General features: G+C 63.7%; 19 protein-coding genes. 12 read left to right on the top strand and 7 right to left on the bottom strand.

Features of this window, described 5'->3' with window-relative positions; all coding sequences use genetic code 11:
- The first annotated feature begins 308 nt into the window (after positions 1-308).
- The 4 genes from K1X71_09505 to K1X71_09520 all read left to right on the top strand — a co-directional run bounded on the left by K1X71_09505 (position 309) and on the right by K1X71_09520 (position 6,848).
- Positions 309-3,542: a DUF2309 domain-containing protein gene (locus K1X71_09505; GenBank protein ID MBX7073369.1), complete on the top strand. Its 3,234-nt coding sequence runs from the start codon at positions 309-311 to the stop codon at positions 3,540-3,542.
- A 60-nt stretch (positions 3,543-3,602) separates the two neighbouring features.
- Positions 3,603-4,985: an oxidoreductase gene (locus K1X71_09510; protein ID MBX7073370.1), complete on the top strand. Its 1,383-nt coding sequence runs from the start codon at positions 3,603-3,605 to the stop codon at positions 4,983-4,985.
- Positions 4,982-6,433: an oxidoreductase gene (locus tag K1X71_09515; protein MBX7073371.1), complete on the top strand. Its 1,452-nt coding sequence runs from the start codon at positions 4,982-4,984 to the stop codon at positions 6,431-6,433. Before K1X71_09510 ends, K1X71_09515 begins: the two co-directional genes overlap by 4 nt.
- A 115-nt stretch (positions 6,434-6,548) precedes the next feature.
- Complete coding sequence (locus K1X71_09520; protein MBX7073372.1) at positions 6,549-6,848, top strand: hypothetical protein; 300 nt, start codon at positions 6,549-6,551, stop codon at positions 6,846-6,848.
- A gap of 37 nt (positions 6,849-6,885) precedes the next feature.
- Here K1X71_09520 and K1X71_09525 read toward each other — a convergent pair whose 3' ends face one another.
- A complete protein-coding gene (locus K1X71_09525) occupies positions 6,886-8,094 on the bottom strand; it encodes a beta-lactamase family protein (GenBank protein ID MBX7073373.1) in 1,209 nt (402 codons plus the stop codon).
- A 133-nt stretch (positions 8,095-8,227) separates the two neighbouring features.
- Between K1X71_09525 and K1X71_09530 the strand changes: the two genes are divergently transcribed.
- On the top strand, positions 8,228-9,103 hold the full coding sequence (locus K1X71_09530) for a cysteine hydrolase family protein (GenBank protein ID MBX7073374.1): 876 nt from the start codon (positions 8,228-8,230) through the stop codon (positions 9,101-9,103).
- Positions 9,104-9,113: 10 nt separating this feature from the next.
- Here the strand turns inward: K1X71_09530 and K1X71_09535 are convergent, their stop codons facing one another.
- From K1X71_09535 to K1X71_09560, 6 genes are all read right to left on the bottom strand, one after another.
- Complete coding sequence (locus tag K1X71_09535) at positions 9,114-9,302, bottom strand: hypothetical protein (protein MBX7073375.1); 189 nt, start codon at positions 9,300-9,302, stop codon at positions 9,114-9,116.
- Positions 9,303-9,493: 191 nt separating this feature from the next.
- On the bottom strand, positions 9,494-10,411 hold the full coding sequence (locus K1X71_09540; GenBank protein ID MBX7073376.1) for a radical SAM protein: 918 nt from the start codon (positions 10,409-10,411) through the stop codon (positions 9,494-9,496).
- Between the two features lie 92 nt (positions 10,412-10,503).
- Positions 10,504-11,862, bottom strand: coding sequence for a DUF3386 family protein (locus tag K1X71_09545; GenBank protein MBX7073377.1), 1,359 nt, complete (start codon positions 11,860-11,862; stop codon positions 10,504-10,506).
- A gap of 5 nt (positions 11,863-11,867) precedes the next feature.
- Positions 11,868-12,353: a hypothetical protein gene (locus tag K1X71_09550; protein ID MBX7073378.1), complete on the bottom strand. Its 486-nt coding sequence runs from the start codon at positions 12,351-12,353 to the stop codon at positions 11,868-11,870.
- Positions 12,328-13,212 carry a DUF1559 domain-containing protein gene (locus K1X71_09555; protein MBX7073379.1) on the bottom strand — a complete coding sequence of 295 codons (885 nt, stop codon included), beginning with the start codon at positions 13,210-13,212 and terminating at the stop codon, positions 12,328-12,330. The genes K1X71_09550 and K1X71_09555 overlap by 26 nt, the downstream gene beginning before the upstream one ends.
- Positions 13,213-13,358: 146 nt before the next feature.
- The gene (locus K1X71_09560; protein MBX7073380.1) at positions 13,359-14,261 is read right to left on the bottom strand and encodes a hypothetical protein; all 903 of its coding nucleotides are present in this window, start codon (positions 14,259-14,261) and stop codon (positions 13,359-13,361) included.
- 537 nt (positions 14,262-14,798) lie between these two features.
- Here K1X71_09560 and K1X71_09565 point away from each other — a divergent pair.
- The 7 genes from K1X71_09565 (at position 14,799) to K1X71_09595 (ending at position 23,322) form a co-directional block, all read left to right on the top strand.
- Positions 14,799-15,746, top strand: a complete 948-nt coding sequence (locus K1X71_09565) for a TIGR03009 domain-containing protein (GenBank protein ID MBX7073381.1) — start codon at positions 14,799-14,801, stop codon at positions 15,744-15,746.
- A gap of 269 nt (positions 15,747-16,015) precedes the next feature.
- Positions 16,016-16,825 (top strand): GntR family transcriptional regulator, encoded by an 810-nt coding sequence (locus tag K1X71_09570; GenBank protein ID MBX7073382.1) that lies wholly within the window; start codon positions 16,016-16,018, stop codon positions 16,823-16,825.
- Between the two features lie 48 nt (positions 16,826-16,873).
- Entirely contained in the window at positions 16,874-17,701 is an 828-nt protein-coding gene (locus K1X71_09575; protein ID MBX7073383.1) for a PEP-CTERM sorting domain-containing protein, read from the top strand.
- Between the two features lie 117 nt (positions 17,702-17,818).
- On the top strand, positions 17,819-19,345 hold the full coding sequence (locus tag K1X71_09580; protein MBX7073384.1) for a hypothetical protein: 1,527 nt from the start codon (positions 17,819-17,821) through the stop codon (positions 19,343-19,345).
- Between the two features lie 243 nt (positions 19,346-19,588).
- Positions 19,589-21,799, top strand: coding sequence for a hypothetical protein (locus tag K1X71_09585; GenBank protein MBX7073385.1), 2,211 nt, complete (start codon positions 19,589-19,591; stop codon positions 21,797-21,799).
- A 12-nt stretch (positions 21,800-21,811) separates the two neighbouring features.
- Positions 21,812-22,420 carry a hypothetical protein gene (locus K1X71_09590; GenBank protein ID MBX7073386.1) on the top strand — a complete coding sequence of 203 codons (609 nt, stop codon included), beginning with the start codon at positions 21,812-21,814 and terminating at the stop codon, positions 22,418-22,420.
- Between the two features lie 194 nt (positions 22,421-22,614).
- Positions 22,615-23,322, top strand: coding sequence for an HD domain-containing protein (locus K1X71_09595; GenBank protein ID MBX7073387.1), 708 nt, complete (start codon positions 22,615-22,617; stop codon positions 23,320-23,322).
- The last annotated feature ends 8 nt before the right edge of the window (positions 23,323-23,330 follow it).

A 23,330-nucleotide genomic window follows, 5' to 3' on the forward strand; every position in this document is an offset into this window, starting at 1 on the left:
AGGCGACCGCAAGATCGACTTGCGACTTGTCACCAAATCTGAATCGGCGCTGCCAGAATTGAAACGAACTTGAACCGCAAGTTTGTCGAGGCTTGTTCTCGCGGTGCGTAGGTCGAAGGCGCCGAACTGGTGGGCGGATCAGCCAAGCCCGCTTACAAACACCCCAAAATGGCCGGTCTTTTGCGCACTATGTCAACGATTGGACTGAATTGCTAAAGTTACTGCCAATTGCTGACAGGTATTTCGGTAGCTGACGCGGGCTCGCTGTCGAATATCCCCCGCCGCAGACAATCCGTCACATAGGGTCCATGGCTTGGTTCGTATTGGGGTGGCGCGGTCCTTTGTGGCGCGACGACCCGGCGGCGCATCGACGGTTTGCGTTCTCCGAAATCTTCACTCGACGACAAATGACAACTCCGGCGGCCAAGCATGCAACGGCTCCTGTGAACCGTCGTCACAGCGATGATCAACAGGACGGCGCGCTGCATGCCCGTCTGTTGAAGGTGATCGAACACGCCGCGCATCTGCTCCCCGCGCAGGGGCCGATCACCGTTTTCATCCACCACAACACGTTGCATGCCTTCGAGGATCTGCCGTTCACCGAAGCGGTGAAGCAAGCGGCGACGATTTTCGATTGCCAGCCTTTTTTGGCCAAGGACCGCTACCGCCAGGAGTTAGGGCGGGGGCGAATTCGATCCGCGGACGTGCTGGCGGTGCTGCGCGAAGATTTGGGCGGCCGTGCGGACGAAGCGGTATTGCGGAGGTGCACGCGACTGGAACTGCGACTGGCCATGCTCCAGTATCCGCTGCGTTACGGGCCGACCGAGGAACTTCTCTGGTTCATCGCGGAAACTGACGCCCTCCGCCGGTTTCGCGAGGACATTCCCGCCCTGCACGGGCGCCGCATGATCGCGGAGACGCGCCGGTGGGTGATGCGCGAGATGCGCGGCAGGGGAGCGGCCGGCGAAAGTGGCGACGATTGTGCCCAGCGGGCGAATCGCCGGCCCGCGGCCAACCTGACTGGGCTTATCGAGCGCTTCGGCGCGAATCGGATTGAGAAATGGGGCGAAGGGGATTGGGAAGCGTTCACTCTGCAGGCGCTGTGGCGTGTGTGCTGCGGCGGCGTCGCGGAGACGCCGGAACCCGCGCCCTCCACGCCGCCTCCTGTCAGGTCCCGCGACCTGCTCGTTCAGGCGACTGGCGGAGATCCGGATCTGTTGGTCAACGACCTGCTGATTCGCTTCTGCGGAGCTTTTTTGGATCAGGGCTTGGCGCGCTGGCAACTGCCGAGGCGAGACGAAGGATTCTATCGGTCCTTCATCGCGTTGTATCGCATGCCGGGAGACATGCCAGAACGCTGGCTTGCTGGGTTGCCGCAAGAACTGGCCCGACTGGAAAACAGGGACATCTGCCCGCTGGAATCGATCCGCGAATCTCTGGAACTGCTGGGAGTGCCGGAAAACGAATGGGACGAATACCTGTCGGCTACGTTGCTCGTGTTGCGTGGCTGGGCGGGGATGTTCCAGTTCCTCGAAGAGCGCCCGGATCGGGCGGTCCATCCGATCCCTCCGGGAAGTTTGGTCGAGTTTCTGGCAATTCGACTCGTGCTGGATCGCCTGGCATTGGCTGATGTCGCACGCTGCGAGTTGGGCTTTGCAAGGCCGCTAAGCGAATTGCGGGCGGAGCTGCTCCGGCGCGTTGTCCCCAGTCGCCCCCCCAGTGTTCAGCAGCGGGCCTTTCTGGTGTTTCAGCTTGCGCAGATACTGGGCTGGACGCCCGAGGAATTGTCCCAATTGAGCGAGCGAGAATGGGCCGCGCTGTTGGACGAGATGGATTCATTTCCAACTGTCGAACGGCGGCGCATATTTCATTTGGCTTACGAACGGTTCTTCTATTCGCAGACGCTCGACGCCCTGGCGCTGCACAGCCGCGAGTCGCGCAACGATCCCGCGTCGCCCCGCTTTCAGGCGATGTTCTGCATCGACGATCGCGAGGAATCGTTCCGCCGGCACATCGAGGAACTGGCCCCGGACGCGGCGACCTTTGGCATCGCAGGATTCTACTTTATTGATATGTATTATCGCGGATTGTCCGATGCGCACTTCGCGCCACTATGTCCGGTTGTGGTGCGCCCGCAGCATTGGGTCGTCGAGCAGGTCGACGCAAGCCGCGCCGACGATCATCGAAGCTGGGCGCTGGCGCGCCGGACCCTGGGATTGGCGTCGCATCAAATTCACGTCGGCAGTCGAACGTTTGTCCTGGGGGCCATGCTTTCCGCGATCGGCGGCGTGTTCGCCACGGCTCCGCTGGTGGCTCGGACCCTGTTCCCACGGTTGACCGCTCGATTGCGGAAGCGGTTTGGTCGCGCCGTACTACCGCCGCCGCCGACTCGGTTGGTATTGGAGAGCGCCGCGTCAGACTCCGCTTCTGGCAACGGCCACACTGCCTATACGCTCCCTGAGATGACCGCCATCGCGGAGCGGGTGCTGCGCGACACGGGGCTGACTTCCAGCTTCGCCCGGTTGGTGTTGACGTTTGGCCACGGCTCGACAAGTCTGAACAATCCGCACGAATCGGCCTATCAGTGCGGGGCCTGTGGGGGCGTGCGTGGCGGGCCGAGCGGCCGCGCCATCGCGCAGATTTTGAACGATCCGCGCGTTCGGAGCCAACTTCAGGAGCGCGGCTTGAGCATCCCGCGCGACACAATTTTTGTCGGCGGCATGCACAACACTGGCAACGAGGAGGTCACGTTCTTTGATCTCGACGTCGTGCCCGACTCTCACCGCCAGGAATTGGACGTTGTTCACGCCTTGATCGAGCGCGCCGGCGACCGCAACGCCCACGAGCGCTGTCGGCGCTTCGAGTCGGCGCCTTTGACGCTCTCGTTCGCGTCTGCGCGGCAACATGTGGAAGGCCGATCCGAGGATTTGTCGCAAGCACGCCCCGAGTTGGGGCACGCGACCAACGGCGTCACCATTGTGGGGCGGCGCCGGCGAACGCGCGGTCTGTTCTTGGACCGACGCGCGTTCCTGAATTCATACGACCCGACGCAGGACGACGCCGAAGGCACGATCCTGGAGCGGATCCTCCAGGCCGCCATCCCTGTTTGCGCCGGCATCGGACTGGAGTATTACTTCTCCTGCGTCGACAACGCCGGCTATGGCTGTGGCAGCAAGTTGCCGCACAACGTGGCCTCTCTATTAGGGGTGATGGATGGGGCGGCCAGCGACCTGCGGACCGGGCTGCCTTGGCAGATGGTGGAGATTCACGAGCCAGTGCGGCAACTGTTCGTCATTGAGGCGAGACCGGAGCTGCTGTGCAAGGTGCTGGCCCGCAACCCCGGCTTGGAACGTCTCGTCCGCAACGATTGGGTGCGCCTGGCCACCTTGGATCCCGACTCGCCGAAAATCCAGGTGTTTCGTGGCGGGGCGTTCGAGGAGTACCAACCGCAGGTCGAGCAATTGCCACGGGCGAGATCATCGGTCGATTGGTACCTCGGCCGGCGCGACCATCTGGAGTTCGCCCAGATCGGCGATGCCTGACGGCCGGTTGAGTCTAGGAACTGAAGTCTTTTTCGGCGCCGAAGGAGAAACCTGGCAGTAATGCTCAATCACGCGTCATTGATTGTCTTGTTGGGACTGGTCGCGCTCTCCTCGCCGGCGCTGCTGTTTTGCGCCCTGGGGTTGGCGTCGCTCGCTGGCCATCCGCTCAGCGAGAAGGTGACCGGCCGGGCGTGTCTTGCGGCCAATGTGCTGGGGCTGGTTGCCTCGCTGGGCGCCCTCGCCCTGATGCTGCTGCACGGAACGCGACAGGAGGTGATTGCGCTGGGAGATTGGGTCGTCCTCCCGCATTACCACTTTACGGTGAAGTTGATCTTCGACCGGCTGTCGGTTCCGATGGTGATTCTGTCGTTCGCGCTGTGTGGCGTCATTGCGGCCTTCGCCACCCGCTACCTCCATCGCGAACCGGGGTACAACCGCTTTTTCGTGTTCTATGCCTTGTTTGTGCTGGGCATGGTGTTGACCTCGCTGGCTGGGACGATTGAAACCCTGTTCACCGGGTGGGAACTGGTCGGACTATCGTCGGCTCTGCTGGTGGCCTATTTTCAGAATCGACCAGCGCCGGTGCGCAACGGGTTGCGCGTGTGGATCGTCTACCGCATTTCCGACGCGGCGCTGCTGCTGGCCGCCATCGTCCTGCATCACCTCAATGGCGCGGGCGATTTCGACCGACTGCTTGGCCCAGAATCATGGCCAGAAGGACACTCCGCCATCGGCGAAGAGCAGGCCCTGGTCGTGGGGTTGCTGTTGCTGGTCGCGGCCGCGGGCAAATCGGCGCTTGTGCCTTTCTCTGGTTGGCTGCCGCGCGCGATGGAGGGGCCGACTCCGTCGAGCGCCGTTTTCTATGGCGCGCTGTCGGTCCACCTGGGGTCCTTCCTGCTGCTGCGTGTCAGCCCCATCTTGGACGCCTCGGCCGAGCTTGCCTGCGTGGTTGTCGCGCTGGGGGCGATTACTGCCTTGTATGCCTACCTGGTCGGTGGCGTGCAGACCGACATCAAGTCAGCGCTGGCCTTTGCGTCACTGGTGCAGGTTGGCCTTATTGTGGCGGAGATCGGGTTGGGACTGCGCTACATCGCGCTAGTTCATCTCCTTGGCAACGCCTGCTTGCGAGCGCTGCAATTCCTCCGCGCGCCAACCATCTTGCAAGACTACCACCTGCTCGAGAACGCCATTGGCTCACGACTGCCTCGCTCCAATGGGCGACTGGTTCCAATATCCGCGCGCTTTCGCGCCTGGCTGTATCGTTTTGCCCTGGAGCGCGGCTACCTCGATGCGTTGCTCGGCAGATGGGTTGTCGCCCCGTTCGTTGGTTTATTTTCTTGGTGCGACTCGTTGGAACGCCGCTGGATCAACCTGTTGGCCGGCCGCGAATCGCGGCAAGCCCACGCCAGGCCGACTGTGGAGTGGATTGAGGAACTGTCATGAGCATGTGGGAGGCGCCCTGGCTCGAAGTTGCGATCATCCTGCCGGCGATCGGCGCCTTGTGGGTCAGTCGCTTCCGTAACCCCCTCCGCGCCTTCCAATGGGGCTTGGCTTTTACAACCGCCACGCTCGCCGCCACCCTGCTGGCGTGGATTGGATTTCTTGTCGAGCCCTCCGCCGCGGACGGTGGTCTGAGCGTGCAACCGCGTCTCTTCGGCCGTCAACTGTTCGGCCTGGATGAGCTCAGCGCCCCGCTGGTGGCGCTGATTGCCCTGCTTCATTTCCTTACCGCGCTGGCCACTGGCCGGACGAAGATGCGGCGTTTCTCCCTAGCCTGGTCGCTAGTCTCCGAGTCAGTGCAATTGGCGCTGCTAAGTTGCGCGGTACCTTGGTTGCTCATTGGTCTGTTGGTCGCATGCGTGATCCCGCCCTACGCGGAGTTGCGCAATCGTGGCAGGTCGGCCCGCGTCTATGCGCTGCACATGGGGCTATATGTAGGCCTGCTCGTCCTGGGATGGGCCTGCTTCGATCTTGAAGCGGAGCACAAGTCGCAGCAGGTCTGGGCCGCGATTCCGCTATTGGCGGCCATTCTCATCCGTTGCGGCACCGTGCCAATGCATTGCTGGATGACGGATTGGTTAGAACACGCTTCATTTGGCAATGCCTTGCTGTTTGTGACGCCGCTCAGCGGGGTCTACGCAGCCGTGCGTCTGGTGCTGCCGATCGCTCCCGATTGGGTACTGCAAAGCATTGGCTTGTTTTCGCTGGTCACTGCCGTGTATGCCGCCGGAATGGCCGTAGTACAGCAGGATACCCGCCGCTTCTTCGCGTACCTGTTCCTCAGCCATGCATCGCTGATCCTCGTCGGATTGGAGTTGCACACGTCGATCAGTTTGACTGGCGCGCTTTCTCTGTGGATCGCCGTTTCACTGTCACTCGCTGGGTTCGGCCTGACGCTGCGCGCGTTGGAGGCCCGCTTTGGGCGCCTGTCGTTGGCGAAATACCATGGTCTGTACGATCACTCGCCGGCCCTGGCGGTCTGCTTTCTGCTCACGGGACTAGCGAGCGCCGGGTTCCCTGGCACCCTGGGCTTCGTGGCGACCGAGTTGCTGGTGGAGGGCGCGATCGAAGCCAGTCCTGTTATCGGAATCGGCGTAATCCTGACGGCGGCGATTAATGGCATTGCTGTTGTGCGCGCCTACTTCGCCCTCTTCACAGGCGCTCGGCATGCGTCTACGGTGTCGCTGGGGATGGGCGCGCGCGAGCGCATCGCTGTGTTGACCCTGGCCGCGCTGATCTTAGGGGGCGGGCTCGTTCCGCAGCCCTGGGTGGCCTCGCGCTACCGAGCGGCGACGACGCTCCTTCAGGAACGCGCGCGCCGCATCGCCCCGCCGAGTATGACAACACGGCAGCCGTCCTCCCCCCACGAACGACTTACTCCAGGGCGTTGAACCAACGAAAAGGATATTCCCGACCCGCAGCCGCGCCCCCCATCCGGATTTTTTCTGATCGGCCGCTGCTAGCAGACAATTTGCATCCGCCGGGCATTCGAATAATCATGTGGGTATGCACAAGCGCATTCGCCCCGGCGACCCCATCATCTACCGCGTCACCAAGCGAAGCTGCCATCCGGGGCAGCGGGCGCGCGATGTCTTTCCGGAACCGAGCGGCGACGGCTACACCTACGACATCGACAAGTTCTGGATCGTGAGCGAGTGCCTGCCCGACGGCACGCTGCTCGCCCGCACTCGCAAGGGAAAGACCCGCACCATCCAAGCCGACGATCCGCAATGGCGCCTGCCGCGCTGGTGGGAGCGCCTGCTCTACGCCTCGCGATTTCCGTCGTCAACCGCCGCGGACGAATAGCGCCCCGCGCAATGCTGTCGTACCGTGTCGCCGCGCACTATGGGCGCGCCGCCAGCGCCGCCGCAGCCGCGCGTTGAAACTCCAGGCGATACTCGCTGCCATCGCCGTTGGGCAAACCCACTCGCTGAATCAGCAAGATCATCACGGCTTCGTTGTGCGGATCGGCCCAGGCTTGGGTGCCGAGCATGCCGCCATGTCCGAACGACCCCGGCGACAACATCGCCGTCACCCCTTCGGGCTCGCGCACCACGCCCACCCCCAGACCGTATACCGTGCCCGGCACGAAACCGGCTTTAAGATCGCCCGTCTGTACGCGGCACATTTCGTCCACCGTTTCTGGCTTGAGCAATCGCACGCCATCGAGTTCCCCCCGCCGCAACAGCATTTGATAAAAGCGAAACAGGTCCGCCGCGGTCGAATACAACCCGCCCGATGGGTTGGGGCTGCGCGTCTCCATGGGGCCAAAGAAATCGAACTTGCTGCGCGTCAATTTCTTCTCGCGACTATTGTAGGCGTAGGTTGAGGCCAGCCGCTTCTCGTCTTCCGGAGTCAGTCGAAAACCGGTGTCGTCCATCGCCAACGGTTCGCAAATTCGCTTCGCCACGAACTGATCGAACGGCATGCCCGACGCGACCTCCACCGCGCGGCCAGCCACCGTCAGGCCGGGGCCGTACATCCAGCGAGAGCCCGGTTCGAACTGCAATTTCTGCTTGGCCAGTCGGGCCACGGTCGCTTCCAACGTGCCGGTGTTCCGTTGGTCGCTGAACAGCCCCGAGGTGTGCGTCAGCGCATGCCGCAGCGTGATCGTGTTGTGCGGCGCTTCCTTGAACTCGGGCAACCAGGTGGCCAGCGGTTCATCCAGCGCCAACTTCCCTTCGTCGCAGCAGATCAGCGCCGCCACCGCCGCGATTGGCTTGGTCATCGACATGATGGAGAACACCGTGTCGCCGCGCATGGGGCGTTGTGATTCCACGTCGGCCAGGCCGACGCCATCGAGATGAACGATCTTGCCCCGTTGGCCAACCAGCGCCACGGCGCCCGCCAGATTGCCCCGCTCAACGAATGGTTGCAGCGCGGCGGAGATGGCCGCCACGCGCGGCGGCGCCGACTCTGCCAGCGTTTCGGCCGCGGGTTGTGCATGGACCGCGGCGGCGATCGGCAGATACGCGCCGAGCCACAGCAAATGCTTCCAACGGCTCAAGACGCGGATTGTGACTCCGTGGCGCGGGATGATCGCCGTTGGCATGTTGATGCTCCGCATGACTTGCATAATTGTGGTACGGGCGGGCATTCGCATGGCTCGCCCAATTCGGCAATAATCGACGCTGGCCAAAGCACGCGTCGCGCCATCATCATGCGTCATCTTGTGGAGCATTGCCATGCCGAGGGCATTTCTCATGTTTCTGGTCGCCTGCTTGGCTCAGCACGCCTTAGGCCGGGGCGCTGCCGCCGAGTCTCCCGCGGCGCTCACACTGCACGCCCGCAGTCGCGACGCTGCCGCCGCGCCGGTGGAAAAGGCGCTCCACTGGAACCCGCGCCGCACCGCGCTCATTATCTGCGACATGTGGGACGCTCACTGGTGTCGCGGCGCCGCCGCGCGAGTGGTCGAACTGGCCGATCCCACCAATCGGCTGGCCCAGCGCGCCCGCGAACAAGGCGTGCTGGTCATTCACGCCCCTAGCACCTGCATGGAGTTTTACCAAGACACGCCACAGCGCCAGCGCGCGCTGACGGCGCCGTATGCCAAGGCGCCCAAACCGCTGTCGCAGAGCATGCGCTGGGGCACGCGCTGGTGTTGGCCAGATCCCCGCCGCGAGCCCGACCTGCCGATCGACGATTCCGACATGGGCTGCGACTGCGCCACGAAGTGCGAGATTCACTCCCCGTGGAAGCGGCAGATCGCGATCATCGAAATTGGCGAACCGGACGTGATTAGCGACGACGGTCAAGAGGTGTTCAACGTCCTGGCCGAGCGCGGCATCGACCAGATTATCATCGCCGGCGTGCATCTCAACATGTGCGTGCTAGGCCGGTCGTTCGCCATTCGGCAAATGGTCGACCTCGGCAAACAGGTGGTGCTGGTCCGCGACCTGACCGACACCATGTACAACCACCAGATGCGTCCGCAGGTCGATCACTTCCGTGGCACCGATCTGGTCGTCGAGCATGTGGAGCGCCACTGGTGCCCCACCATCGCCAGCACCGATCTCTTGGGCGGCGAGCCATTTCGCTTTCGCGACGACCGGCGCCAGTAAATGCGCCTAGTTACGGGCTCGCCTTCGCCGGCGCCGACATCGACCGCCCCGCCCGCTCGAACGTGCCTTGCGACACGCGGCCCAGGCAGTTGATGCTGCTGGTCATCACGCCCAATAGCAGCGCAAGCAGCACGGCGTATTCCGTCGAGGTGACGGCACGCTCGTCGCGCAACCAGCCAATGAATTTGCGATGACGCATGAAAGACCGCTCGCGAAACGGCGCCGATCGCGATACCGCGCGGCGTGCTGCCGCCGTATGCTTCCCCTGGAGATACGACGCCGCCGCGCAAATCGATCGGCCCATGCAAGTCTAGCTCGCCGTGGTGAATCGTCCGGCTTGACCAGCTTTCCGAGCGAAACCGTTGGCGTCGGTCGTAACGGTTGTCCGCGTCAGTCTGCCGACTGTCTCCCGTAATACGCCAGTGCGGGCAACTGCGCGCGCGTTCTGACTAGCTCGACAATCTGGTCCACCTCGGCATCGGCCAGTGGGGCCACGTACGATTCGGCCGGGCGCCGCGCCACGGTGTAGACCTGCACCAGTCGAATTTGCCCGCCGGCGGCGACGATCGCGCGCAATCGATCGCAATATGCGTCCAACTCTGCCGGCGTCGGCGACTGGCCATTCACCCGCATGAACAAGGATTGAATCACCAGCGGCCGCCGCCGCGCCGCCGCGGTGATGTTGTCGAGAATCTGCTGAAAGGGAATCGTGGTGCGGTCCACCAGGTGATAGTACTCCGCCGTGCCGGCGTCGAGCTTAGCCCAAATCTCCCCCTGGTTCGCGTCGAATATCTCCAGTCCGCGCTCGACGTGCGGGCGGTGGAACATGCTGGCGTTGGTGATCAACACCAGTTTGACCTCGTCGAGTCCGTGCGCGCGTTTAAGACTGGCGCAGCGCTCGATAATCTCGTCGAAATTGCGATAGGTGGTGGGCTCTCCATCGCCAGAGAACGCGATGTCGTTCAGCCGGCAAAATGCGCCCGGCGTCTCTCGAAACTTCGGCTGCCGCCAGATCGCGCCGGAGCGAACAAGGCCGAGCATGCCGTCGAGTTCCGCCAGCAGCGGATCGATTTCGACAAATCGCGTTTCGCTCTTCTCAACGCGATTCACCTGACAATAGATGCAATCAAAGTTGCATACCTTGTCGGGATTGAGATTAACGCCGATCGATAGTCCGCCCGAGCGACGACTCACCACCGGATAGACGAAGCGGTTGGTCTCGAACGACCGCTCGTGCGCGGCGAAGACCGGCGCAAGGCCACCACTGGGTGCAACGGGTTCGTCGGCGGATGGAAGCGGTTTGGTCATTGGGGCGTGTCCGCATGGTGGCCGTAGTCATTATATCGCATGACTCGGCTCCCAGGTCGGACACGCCCGACCAAGACTTGGTTAACCAACCACTAGCGCGCGGCCTGCTCGCCCGCCTGCAAGCGGTGATCGCTAAACACGATCTGCAGCACTTGGCGGCGATTCTTGTCGCCGCAGCCCACCACGGTCACTTGCGCCGGCAGGTCGAACTTGCCGAGGCGCACCCACTCGTGATAGACGGTCTCGGTCAGCTTGAGATCGCCGGTCTTTTCGTCCCAAAAGCTGACCGTGAACGCGTGCGGCATGTACTTGCCTTCGGCGTTGAAGTCCACATCCAGCACGCTGATCGTGAAGTGCTGCTTGCCCATCGCCCGATTCACCTCGGTCACCACCCGATCGCGAATTCGGTAGACGCTGCCCATCTGCGGGTCGGACAGCTTGACGCGCGGCCCCAGCACGTGCGACAGGCTGCCATCAAAGGCCGCGCCATTGTCGAACTGCGATCCCGGCATGCGGTGCATGACCAGCGAGTTCAGGTGGCGATCGACCAATCCCGCGCCGAACGAGCCGATACCCTTGAGCTCCACATCGCCATCGGCGGTGACGTGCAGCTCGCCTTCCTTGGTTTCTTCATCCAGCTTCACTTCGATCTTGGCCACGAAGCCCGGGAAGTTGTCCCACACGGCGCGGTGCTCGCGGGCGCCGGCCAAAATGGCTTCGGCCGACTCGGCTGCGGCCGTGGTCGCCGGGGCGATGATCTTGAAGGAGGTGGTCGCGAAATGCGTGGTTTGCGTGTACTGCTTGCCGTCCAGTTCGCCGCCGCGATCCGCCTCGACATGCTTGGCGCGGATGGCGTACACGCCAGGCGCCGCCGTCGACAACCGCACCACGCCGGCCGCATCGGTCTTGTGGTCGTGGCTTTCGCCCGCCGGATCAATCACCACCACCTCGGCGTCGGCGAGCGGCTTGCCCTGCCAGAGCGTGGTGAGGGTGATGCCGCCATCGGCCAAGGCCGGCACCACTTCCAGATCAAGCTTGCCGCTGGCGAAAGTCTTGTCGATCGGTCCCAGCCATTGCGTGGCGTAGTAGTTGAGCAGCATGGCCTTGCCTTCGCGCTCGAACACGCCGTATTGGCAGCGCGCCGCCGCCACGTAGTCGCCGGTCACCGGCGCCTCGCCCACCAGCGCGCCGGTTTCGCCGGCGTCGTCTTTCCAGCTTGTCAGCTCAACCGCCTTGGGCTCGCCCCCTTCGCGAATCACCCAGGCCTCGGTCGGCTTCAGACGGTCAACCAGGCGCAGCGCGCCGGGCTCCAGCCCTTCAGAAAAATAAACGCGCAACTGGCGCAGCGCGTCGGATTGTGGGATCACATCGACCCACACAAAATGCGCCGCCGCAGGACGCGCGAGCAGCAATGACAGAAGCAAGATCAAACACTTAGTTGCGGTGCGCATGGTATTCATCTCCGCGAAGTAGGTTGCTCGGATTTCAGTTCAAAATGAAATTCGTTTGGTCCCCCCTGGACCGTTTCGACTAACAAAGTGGACTCTCGGTTGTACGTGGCGGGTATCCGTTCCGCCGGGCGCTTGGCCGGCGGCTTTTCGCCAGGAGCGATGCTCGGCTCGGTCTCCCAAATTTCGACCTGCAATTTTCCGGCGGCCGGTCCCTCATCCTGCTTCAGCACGTACTGCCCGGCGTGGATGGCCGCCGCGGCCTTGGGGCCATTGGTTCCCGCCGCGGGAATGAACATGATGGCGGCGCCGTCGAGCGGTTGTCCATCCAGCCGCACTGTGCCCGACACCGCAACCCGCTCGTTCGGCTCTCCCCCGCAACCGCAGGCCAGCGCCACAGACGCCAATAGCGCCAATAGTCCACAGTGGCCGCGTTTCCGACGGCGCTGCCCAACGGTGTCATCGCCATCACAGCCCATCGTGGTTGGCTTCATGACCGTCGCGCGTGGCGGCCGCGTCGAGCACCGAAGCGTCCACATTGGTGGGCACAAACCGCACCGAGCCGTCGGCAAAGACAAAATTGACGCCCCCCGGATGATCGCCGCGGAACGTCCCCCACTCAAAATTCGTCCCTGGCACCACCACCCGATCACTGTTGAATTGACCGAACGTGGAGGCCCAGCTATGCCCTGGATAACCGATCCCCCACATGGTGCTGCCGCCGCGCACCTGGTCGTATTTTTCGACGCAGGAGGTGAACTTGAAATTCTCCAGGCCAAAATCGAGCTCGCCCACCATCAGCGTGTGCGATGAGCCATCGAGTTGGCTGATGATGCCGACCGACGTTTTATACGGCGGCTTGGTGAACGCGCCGTTGTACACTGCCGCCAACGGCCAGGGATTGTTCGACCCGACGTTCAGGGCATAGCTGGCCGGCGCGCCCGATTCTTGCGCGCACAACACGTTGGCCTCGGGCACCTCGCGCGGCAGCGTCATCGAGGGGCACAGATACACCGGTATCGTCTGCTGAATCACGTTCTTGATGGTGTTCGACGGCGTGATCGCCAGCGGATCCTCGTGAAAATCGTAACGCTCGTGAAGCGCGTCTTGCTCCAAGAACGGCAAGATGCTCACGAAGCCGCTAAACTGCTCGCGCCCGGCGGGCGGCAGGTAGCCGCAGCTATTGCCATACATGTGCAGCGCCAAGCCAATCTGCCGCAGATGACTCGCACAGGTCGCCCGACGTCCTGCCTCGCGCGCCGATTGCACCGCCGGCAGCAACAGCGCAATCAAGATTCCGATGATCGCAATCGAAACCAATAGCTCCACGAGCGTGAATGCGGTGCGTCGCATCGCTGGCGTCCTTAGCGCTGAAAAACCAAATCCTGTCGAAACGCGATCATCTACCGTGCTGAACTACTTGCCGCTGAAATCTCTGGGTCAAAAAACCTCGGCCGTTCGCAGCGGGCAGGCGAACGGCCGAGGCGCCTCTTACATATCTAACGGCAGGCGCGGAGACGCTTGGCGCCTCCCGCTACCATCAGGGCCAGGCCGGCCGCGGCCACCAGCGACAACGCCGCCGGCTCGGGCACAACCTCGTACTCCAAGATCAAAGCCGGCGCGATCTTCGCCGGGTCAAAGTTGTCGCGGGTGTGAAAATTGGGGTTCGTCGAGCCACCTTGCGGCGAATCGTGCAGCGAAACCACCGTGAAAAACAGGCCGCCGTTCGCGATGCCGTCTAGCAGATACTGCTCCACCCCCGGCGTGGTCAAATTGACATCAATCGTGAAGGTCGTCCCGCCCGACTGGCCCGGCGTCCCTTGCGGAACGACGGCGCCCGGCGCCAAGCCATCCACAGTCCCCACGCCCCAAGAGGTGGCGTCCAGTAGGCCATCGGTCAAGACGTTCGACACATCGCCATAGGTTGGATCGTAGGCAAACGCGTTGCGCACTCGTTCCAAAGTGGGGTCGGCGAACGCGAAGATATCGCCCTCCTCGAAGGTCGTGCCGCCCGGAACCGTCGGCCCAAAGCCGAATTGCGTGAATCCGCCGCGCAGCCCGGCGCCGTAGATTTCAACCGGCCGTCCGGCATCGCTGTCGGCCACGTAGTTCGGATCCGAGGGATCGAGCCGACTGCGATAATTGTCGAACGTCGGGTCGTAGACCAGCGTACCGGTCGCGTGCGTCACCTGCACCTTGACCGAGGTGAGTTTGTACTCTTTGCCGGCGGGCAGCGTCTTGGCAAGTCCGGCCGCCTCGGTGTTGAAGCCGAGCAAAAACTGCCCATCAAAGTCGTCGAAGCCCGTCTCGCCCGCGGCGCCAAAGACCGGCGCGCTGGCGCGTTGGCCGGGCGAGGCGTTGAACGGATAGTTCCAGCGATCAAAATCGGCGCTTCGCGTCATGGTTGCCGCTTGAGCCGGGAGGGACAAACCAGCGCCGCAAATCAAAGCCAATGCGGCAACAAGGCAATAGCGTGGCATCGTTTCGAGTCTCCAATTTCGGGGGATACACAAATGAGTTGATTAGCAGCCCACGCGACGGCAGTTTGATTTCCGTCGCGGAAAGAGAATTCACTCGTTCGGCTTCAACTCACTGGCAGCACTCGCGAAATTGAGACTCGGTATCAATTGAACGAGCCAATCTTACACGATCCATACTCGGTGTCAACTCAATTGCCCGGCACACCCCAGTTTTTATGGATCGGGGCGAATAAATGCCGGTTTTTGGGCCAACTGCTCCACTTACCCGCTCAAAAAAAGCGGTCTAGGTGACTCGCGGCGACCGCGATTAAAATCCCCCCACTGTCTCGACCGCTTGATGGATCAAGCTCGCCGGAGGGAGCCATGGAACGGTACCCGTCGCGCCCTCTTGGGGGCGATCGCCGCGGCACACGCGGCCCAAGTCGTCTTTGCCACGCCGCATTTGCGGCGTCGTTTGTCGTGGCGGTCTTCTGCTCCGGCGTGGACGCCCGCGCACAACAACCGATCCGCACGCGCCCCGCGCCCGGCGCCGCAGCGCAACAGCGCCCAGCCACTCGTCAGGCCGCGGTCCCCGCGCAGCCACGCGCTCGCGTTGCCGCCGCCACTCCGGCCACCGCGCCGCCCGATGAGGCGCCCCCCGCGCAGCCATTTCAACTCACGCCCGACGAGCAGCTTGAGCTCGATCAGATGCTCCGCGAGTGGGAATCGCGCAGCGAACAGATCACTCTGTTTCGCTGCGATCTCAAACGCTGGGAGTACGACCTCGTATTCAAAAAGAACACCACCGCCGTCGGCGACATGAAGTACAAATCGCCCGACCGGGGACTGTATCGCGTGCGCGATGAGAAGACGGGCGACTATCTCGAAGACTGGCGCTGCGATGGTAAGGCGATCTATGAATTCAACTACGCCAAAAAACAGGTGATCGAGCGGCAACTGCCGCCACAGATGCAAGGCGCGGCGATCGCCAACGGTCCGCTACCCTTTATCTTTGGGGCCAAGGCCGAGACCTTGAAGAAGCGCTACTTCTTGCGACTCAAGCAGCCCCCCAAGGGGCATGAGGACAAGATCTGCGTCGAGGCTTATCCCAAACTGCAGAGCGACGCCGCCAACTTTCAGCGGGCAGAACTGTTGCTCACCGAGGAGGGCATGCTGCCGTTCGCGCTGCAACTCGATCTGCCCAACGGCAAGACCACCACGGTCCATCAGTTTTTCAACATCAAGACCAATGATCTGGTCGACAAGCTGATCGGCGATTTCGACTCGCCGCGCACGCCGCCATTTTGGAAACGCATTGTCGAGCCAGCGGGCGGGGCCCCGGTCGTCGACGATCCGGCGCAGGTGACTACCGTCCCTGAGGCCGCCCCTCAGCAGGCCACTCGTCCCGCGCAGCCGCCGCGGCGCTAGTCGGCCCGTAGGAACATTCGCCGCACCTTCCGGCGTCTCGCCGTTTCTCCTGCGAACCGGCGCGGCCATGCTGTTTTCACGGCGAAAGGGACATTCCGGCTACGCCGGATGTTGTCCTCTTAAATCGCCAGCCCGAGACTGGCTGCTGCCCCCCAAAATCCGGCGATTCTTTGCCCGATTTTCCTTGACACCCCACCTCTGGGGTGCCTAAAGTTGCCGTGTATACCGCTTGTATACAAGCAAATTGCCTTTTCTCCGGGACGTAATCCATGCGCGGCAATCTCGAACAGCGCGTCTACGAACATCTAGTGCGCAAACTCTCGCAGGGGGAAATCAGCCCCGGCGCTCGCCTGAGCGAGATCGCGCTGGCCCAGGAAATCGGTGTCTCGCGCACGCCGATCCGCGAAGCGTTCACCCGCCTGCGCACCGAGGGGGTGGTCGATGTGCTGCCTCGTTTTGGCTGGTTTGTGCGCATTCCGTCGCGGCAGGAGATTGTCGATCTTTATGAAGCGCGGGAATGGTTGGAGCGCTTCACCGCCGCGCAGGCTGCCGAGCGGGGGACCGCCGCCGATCTCGACGAGCTCCAGCGCCTGCTCGAAGCCATGGATCAGTCGCTTCGCGATTGGCGCCAGCGCCCACGCAGCGTGCTCGAGTCGGGCTCGCTGCATCGCACCGGCGCGCTCGATCGCGCGTTTCACGAAGTCATCTTTCGCGCCGCCGGCAACACCTGGATCACGCGGATGGGCGCGCAATTGGAGGCGTTGGGCCTGGCCTTCAATTTCAAGGTCATCTTGGCCAACGCCGCAAGCTCCCAGTTGCTGACGCTCCCCAAGGCGGGTCAAGAGCGGCATATCGAAGAACTTGCTCGTGTCTGGGATGTGAGCGTGCGCGATCATCATCAAATTGCGTTGGCAATTCGCAATCGCCAACCAAGACAAGCGGAAGAGCTCATGACGCGGCACATCCGCGCCGGATTGGAAACCAGTCTGGCCACCATGGACGCCTGGCGCCGGTTGCATCCGCGAGAATTTGACGCGATGGCGATGGCGGCGCGGCAAACCGCGCCCCTTTCCCGATAATCGTTTGGTTTCACTTTGTTGCTTCAAGCCCCCTGAAGGAGAACGCTAATGACTCGGCCTCCAGTTCGACTCTTTCTGCTCTGCGCCGCGCTGGCGGTTTGGCTGCTGCCGGCGGCCACGGCCCGCGCAGGCCTGTTCTATGGGGCGGCGGGCGCCCAGTTTGTTTCGATCGATGGGGTCACCGGCGTCGCCACGCTCATCAATTCCAATGTCGGCATGTCGATCAGCGCGCTCGCTTGGGACAGCACCGCCAAGGTGCTCTACGGCACCGCCAGCACTGGCAGTGGTACGCCGTTCTTCACGGTCAACACCACCACCGGCGCGCTGAATGTCATCAGCAATGACATTGGCCCCAACGTCGTCTCGCTCGATTTCGACGACTCGACGCAAACCCTCTACGCCGCCGCGTTTGGTGGCGGCGTGCCGCAACGCTTTGGCACGATCGATCTCGGCACCGGCGCGTTCACCACGATCAACGCCAGCGCCGGGCACGATATCGATTCGATCGCCTTCGGTCCGGGGGGCGTGCTGTACGGCGTGGGCCCGGCAGCCGGCGCCGATGATTTCTTCACCATCAATCCGGTCACCGGGGTCGCCAGCGCGCCGATCGTCACCGACATTGGCCCCAACAACATCTCGCTCGATTTCGACAACAACCTGGGCGATTTGTACGGCGCCTTTTTCGGCGGCGGCGGCACGATCAGCGTGTGGCGCTCGATGGACGAAACGACCGGCACGGTTTCGGCGCCGATCAACGCCAACATCGGCTACCATCCGCTGTCGGCGCTCACCGCTGTGCCCGAACCCTCCACCGCGCTGTTAGCGCTGGTGGGCGGCGCGTTTTTCATGATGATTCGCCGGCGGCGCACGCGCTGAGCTGGCAGGTAATAATCTGAATGATCCAACGGGGATGGTCGCGGGATTCGCGGCCGTCCCCGGATCGTTTTTCGAATTCGCCTCGACCCGCCTTCGAACCAAACATTGCGAGTCGCCATGCCGCGCACCGAGCGACGACAGTTCCTGCTCGGCGCCGCCGCGGGGCTAGGCTTGGCCAGTGGCCGCCGCAGCGCCCCTTTGCGCGCCGGTGAGCCAACGACTCCGGCGCTGCCCAGCGGTGTGCGACATCTTTTTGTCGACGACGCATTAGTCGAACGACTCGACGGCCTGCGCCGCGTGCTCCATCAGCCCGAAAAGTTCGCGGGCAATCCGATCTTGCGCTACGACCAAACTCCCTGGCAGGGGTTTCGCTGCCAGCTTTATGGCACGGCGCTCCGCGACCCTGCCGACGGCCTCGTCAAGCTGTGGTACCTCGCCGTGCCGCGGCTTCCGTTTGAAGAGCCCGTCGTCGTCAACGGCCGCAAGCGCGTCCCCAACTTTCAACTGGTGGGCTATGCCGAGAGCCGTGATGGCCTCCACTTTGAACTCCCCCCGCTCGGCCTTGTCGATTTCAATGGCTCGACCGCCAATAACCTCTGTCGCATCGGGCGGGAATGCGTCGAAGGGATCGCCGTCGTCCACGACGCCGACGAGCCAGACAACAATCGCCGCTACAAGGCGCTGTACTGGGAACATCATGTGCCGTTGGCCGGCGCGCCAGGGATCGACGTGAACGCCATGTGCGTCAGCTTTTCGGCCGATGGCAAACGCTGGACCGAGTACGCCAAAAACCCGGTGATTCCCTTCGCCAGCGACACTGGCCAGCAGGCGATCTACGACTCGGCGCTAAAGAAGTATGTCGCCTACGGTCGCTTTGGCGTCGAGGGGCGCCGCCTCGCGCGCAGCGAAAGCGCGAACTTCGTCGATTGGACGCCGCCCAAACTGGTGCTGGAGGCGGACGCCGACGACGGCCCCGGCGCGCAAATCTATGGCATGGGCGTCGCGCGATACGAGGGGCTCTACCTGGGCTTGCCTTGGATCTTTCACGAAGGAACCACCCATCAGATCGACGTGCAATTGGCCACCAGTCGCGATGGCGTCCAATGGCGCCGCGCAGCGGATCGCGAGGTCTTCATCCCCAACGGCCCCGTGGATAGCTGGGACGCCGGCATCATCTTTACCGCCGCGCAACCGATTGTCGTAGCTGGCGACAAGCTGTTGATCTATTACTCCGCTTCCGCGCATAACCACGACTATCGGCAGCGCCCTGCGGCGGACGCCCCCGAGTCCGCGAGCTACTGGCAGTCGGTCAAGACTTCGATCGGCGTGGCCACACTCCGCCGTGACGGCTTCATCTCGCTTGAGCCCAGCGTGCAAACCGGCCGCCTGTTGACCAAACCATTTCTCATGCCGGCGGCAAAAGCGCTGTTCATCAACGCCGACGTCGGCGACGGCGAACTGCGCCTGCAAATCATTCCGCAGGCGTCGCCCGATGGGCCTTGCGCAGCGGCGCCGCTGCGAGCCGACGATTGCCGCCAACAGGTCCAATGGACTGGCGCCGCGCGGTTGCCGCCCCCCGGCGTGCCCGTTCGGCTCGAATTCACCCTCGCCGCCGCGCGACTCTACTCCTACTGGTTTGAGTAGCGTCGGCGACACTTGCCCGCGCCGCGCACTGAATCGTCGCCGCGGCGCCGACCAGCGATAATTCATTGCGCCGAAAGTGGTTGCCGATCGCCGCGCGCCACTCATCGCGGTCCGCTAAGTTTGACTCACCGCGCCCCCTTCCTATAATCGCAGGTGTAGACTCGGAAAGTTAAGGATGGTTTGCACTTACGGCGCTGCCGGCCAAAGCGCCCTAGTGCCTGGATCAGGGTGGAGCCGCCAAAAATGCTCGCCTGGCGCTGGTTGCTGCGCACGACGTATCGCCCGGCGCGAGCCCTAGTGTTCGGATGCGCCTGGCTGCTGTGCGGCGCGCTGACGGCGGCGCAAGAAGCGCCCCCAAAACCGGCGGAAGCGCAGGCCAATCCAGCGGCCAATCCGCAGCGCCGCTCGGCCCATTTGATCAAGGTCGCTGCCCCCATCCGGGATGTGCAGCGGATCGAGCGCGCCGTGCGGCGCTTTGTCGCCGACGCGCGCGCGCACAACCAGTGGCCACTGCTGGTCTTTGAGATCGACAACGGCGCCACCGCGCTCGGCCCAGCGCTCGATCTGGCCCGCTTTCTCTCCAGCGACGAACTCGACGGCGCCACCACCGTCGCCTTTTTGCCCAAGGGCGCCACCGGGCACAACGTGCTGGTGGCCATTGCCTGCGACGAGATCGCCATGCCCAGCGACGCCGAAATTGGCGAGGCCGGCGCCAGCGAGCGCTCGATCGGCCCCGACCTGCGCGACGTGTACTACCGCATTGCGCAGCGCCGCCGCACCATTCCGCCCGACGTTGTGCTCGGCATGCTCGACCCGCGGCTGGAGGTGCTGCAAGTGGAGACCGAGGTCAGCCGCGAGTACATCTTGCGCGAGCGCCTGCCAGAGTTGGAAAAAGAGCGGGCCGTACAAGCGACCAAGGTGTTGATTCGCGCCGGCGAGGCGGGTCGCTTCACCGGACGCGAGGCCAAAGAACTGGGCTTCATTAGCGTATTGGCCGCCGATCGCGCGGCGCTGGCCCGCGTGTACGGCCTATCTGCCGCGGCGCTCGACGACGACGCCGCGCTGGCGGTTGACTGGCGTCCCATGCGGGTCCGCCTCGCCGGGCCAATCAGCACTGGCCTCGCGCAGCAGACGCAGCGCATGATCGACAAAGAGATTCGCGACCACGGCGCCAACTTCATCGTCTTGGAGATCGATAGCGCCGGCGGCGCGCCGCTGGACAGCGTTAATCTGGCCAATCATCTGGCCGACCTCGATCGAGATCGCGTGCGCACCGTGGCGTTTATCGCCGGCGCCGCCAAGGCCGACTCGGCCTTTTTGGCGCTGGCCTGCGATCAGATCGTCATGGCGCCGGGCGCCATGCTCGGCGGCGATTGGACGCGCAAACTGCCGGCCGACGAGGCCGCCACGCTCGCCCGCGTTGTCGGCGAAATCGCCCGTCGCAAGGGACGCTCTCCCGCGCTGGCCATGGCGCTGACCGATCCGGCGGTCGAGGTCTTTCGCTACGAACATGCCGGCGACGGCGCCAGCGATTATTTTACCCCCGAGCAGGTGAACGACCTCAAGGACGCCATCGCCTGGAAGCAGGCCGACCGCGTCACCACGGCCGGCAAGCACCTGCAACTGTCGGGCGCGCAAGCGGTGGAGCTTGGCCTGGCCCGCGCCACGGCCAAGGATTGGGACGAGTTCAACGCCATCTACAGCTTGGAGAGCGCGCCGCGCCTGGTCGAGCCTTCCTGGGTCGATCGCCTGGTGCAGGTGCTCAACTCCAGCGCCGCGGGCTGGGCGCTGTTGGCGCTGGCCGCCATTGGCCTCTATATCGAAGTCCATACGCCCGGCCTGGGCGCGGGGGGCTTCACCGCGGGACTTTGCTTTCTCCTTTTCTTTTGGAGCCATCATCTCGGCGGCACCGCCGACTGGCTGGAAATCTTGTTGTTCGCGGCCGGCGTGGCCTGCATCCTCTTGGAAGTGCTGGTGCTGCCGGGCGTGGGGGTCTTTGCCTTTGGCGGCGGCGCGCTGATCTTGGTTTCGGTGTTGTTGGCCAGCCAGACGTTTGTTTTTCCGCGCGACGAATACGAGGCCGCGCAACTCTTTCGCTCGCTGGCCATGTTCTCGGGCGTCTTTGTCGGTTTCATCGTCGCGGCGGTGTTCGTCAAGCGACTCTTGCCTGGCACGCCCGGCTTTGGTCAGATGGTTCTCGCGCCCCCATCCGCGGAAGAGCAACAGGTGGTGGCGCAGCGCGAAGCGCTGGCCAAGTTCGACCATCTGCGCGGCGCGACCGGCAGCGCCGTGACGCCGCTTTGTCCCGCCGGCAAGGCCCGCTTCGATAGCGAACTGGTCGACGTGCTCGCCGATGGAGAGTTTCTCCCGGCCGGCAGTCCGGTTCGCGTTGTCGAAGTGCGTGGACATCGCGTGGTCGTGCGGCTCGATCAGCGCGCGGCCTCCCTGGGTTAACGGCAAATCGCTATGCAGCTATTGTTCTGGGCGCTGGTCCTGCTCTTTATCGGGCTGGGCCTGATCGCCACCGAGGTGTTCATTCCGTCGGGCGGCGTGCTCGGCGCCTTGGCGGCGCTAGCGGTGTTGGCGGCGATCGGCTTTGGCTTCGCGGCCGGCCCCTTGCTGGGACTTATGGTGCTGGCGATGGCCATTTTTGGCGTGCCGGCCATGCTGATGCTCGCCTTTCGCGTTTGGCCGTCGACGCCGATGGGCCGCCGCATCTTGCTGGAGGCCCCGAGCGAGCAGCAGGTGTTGCCAGACGATCAGCGCCTGCGCGAGCTCAAGCAACTGGTTGGCAAGACCGGCGTGGTCCGCACCGTGATGCTCCCGAGCGGCCAGGTAGAGATCGCCGGCCAGACCATCGACGCCATGAGCCAAGGCATCGCCATCGAACCGGGCCAACGCGTGCGCGTGGCCGAGGTGCATGGCACGCGAGTCTTTGTGCTGCCGATCAGCGACGATGCGCCGGCCCCGCCAACCGCCGCCATCGAAGGCGCGCCGCCGCCTCCGCCCGAGGCCGAGCGGCCCCTCGCCTCATTCGACCTGGACGACATCGACCTGGGGCAAGACAAGGGGTGAGGGAATTGTGACGATTGCAAATGCTTGATGGCCATGCCGCCTAGGACGCTGCCCTAGGTGGTCTATTTTGTCACACGTCGCCTTCGTATGATGAAGTTGGAGTCGCGTTGCACGCGCTTCTTGTGCGCGATCGCCAGAGATCGCGTCAACCCAACGGTCCTCGTACGCGTCGCCCCCGGCAGCGACGCCACGATATGACGAGCGAAAAGACGCGGCGAAAAATCGCCACCGAGGCAGCGCGGCTCCTCTGCTCGCGTCAAGAAACCGATTGCTATCGCGCCAAGCTCCGCGCCGCCCGGCAGATCATCGGCGGCTGGGCCCGGCCGCTCGACCTGCCGACCGATCAGGAAATTCGCGACGAGGTGCTGGCTTGGTCGCGGATGTTCGACGGCAGTCAGTCGGCAGAGCGTCTCGCGCGCCGCGGCGCCGCCGAACCGCTCGACCGCTTTCTCCTTTACGAAATGCTGCTCTGGCCGCTGGAGCATATCAAGCAAAACCCCAAGTGGCATCCCGAGGGAGACGCCCTCTACCACAGCCTGCAAGTCTTTGAACTGGCGCGCGACGCGCTGCCGTACGACGAGGAGTTTCTGCTGGCCGCGCTCTTGCACGACGTAGGCAAGGCGATCGACCCGCACGACCGCGTCGCCACCGGGCTGGCGGCGCTGGATGGCTACATTTCGGAGCGCACTGCCTGGCTCATCGCCAGCCACGAAGACGCCGCCGCGCTGCGCGCCGGCACGCTCGGCGCGCGGGGGCGACGCCGACTGCTGGAACACGAAAGCTTTGAAGAGCTGGAACTGTTGGCCCAGTGCGACCGCCGCGGCCGCCAGTGCGGCGCGCCAGCGCCGGAGGTTCACGAAGCCTTGGACTACGTCCGCGACCTGGCGGCCATGTGCGGATGATGGCTGCC

Source organism: Pirellulales bacterium (assembly GCA_019694455.1).
In the GTDB taxonomy this organism is placed as follows: domain Bacteria; phylum Planctomycetota; class Planctomycetia; order Pirellulales; family JAEUIK01; genus JAIBBY01.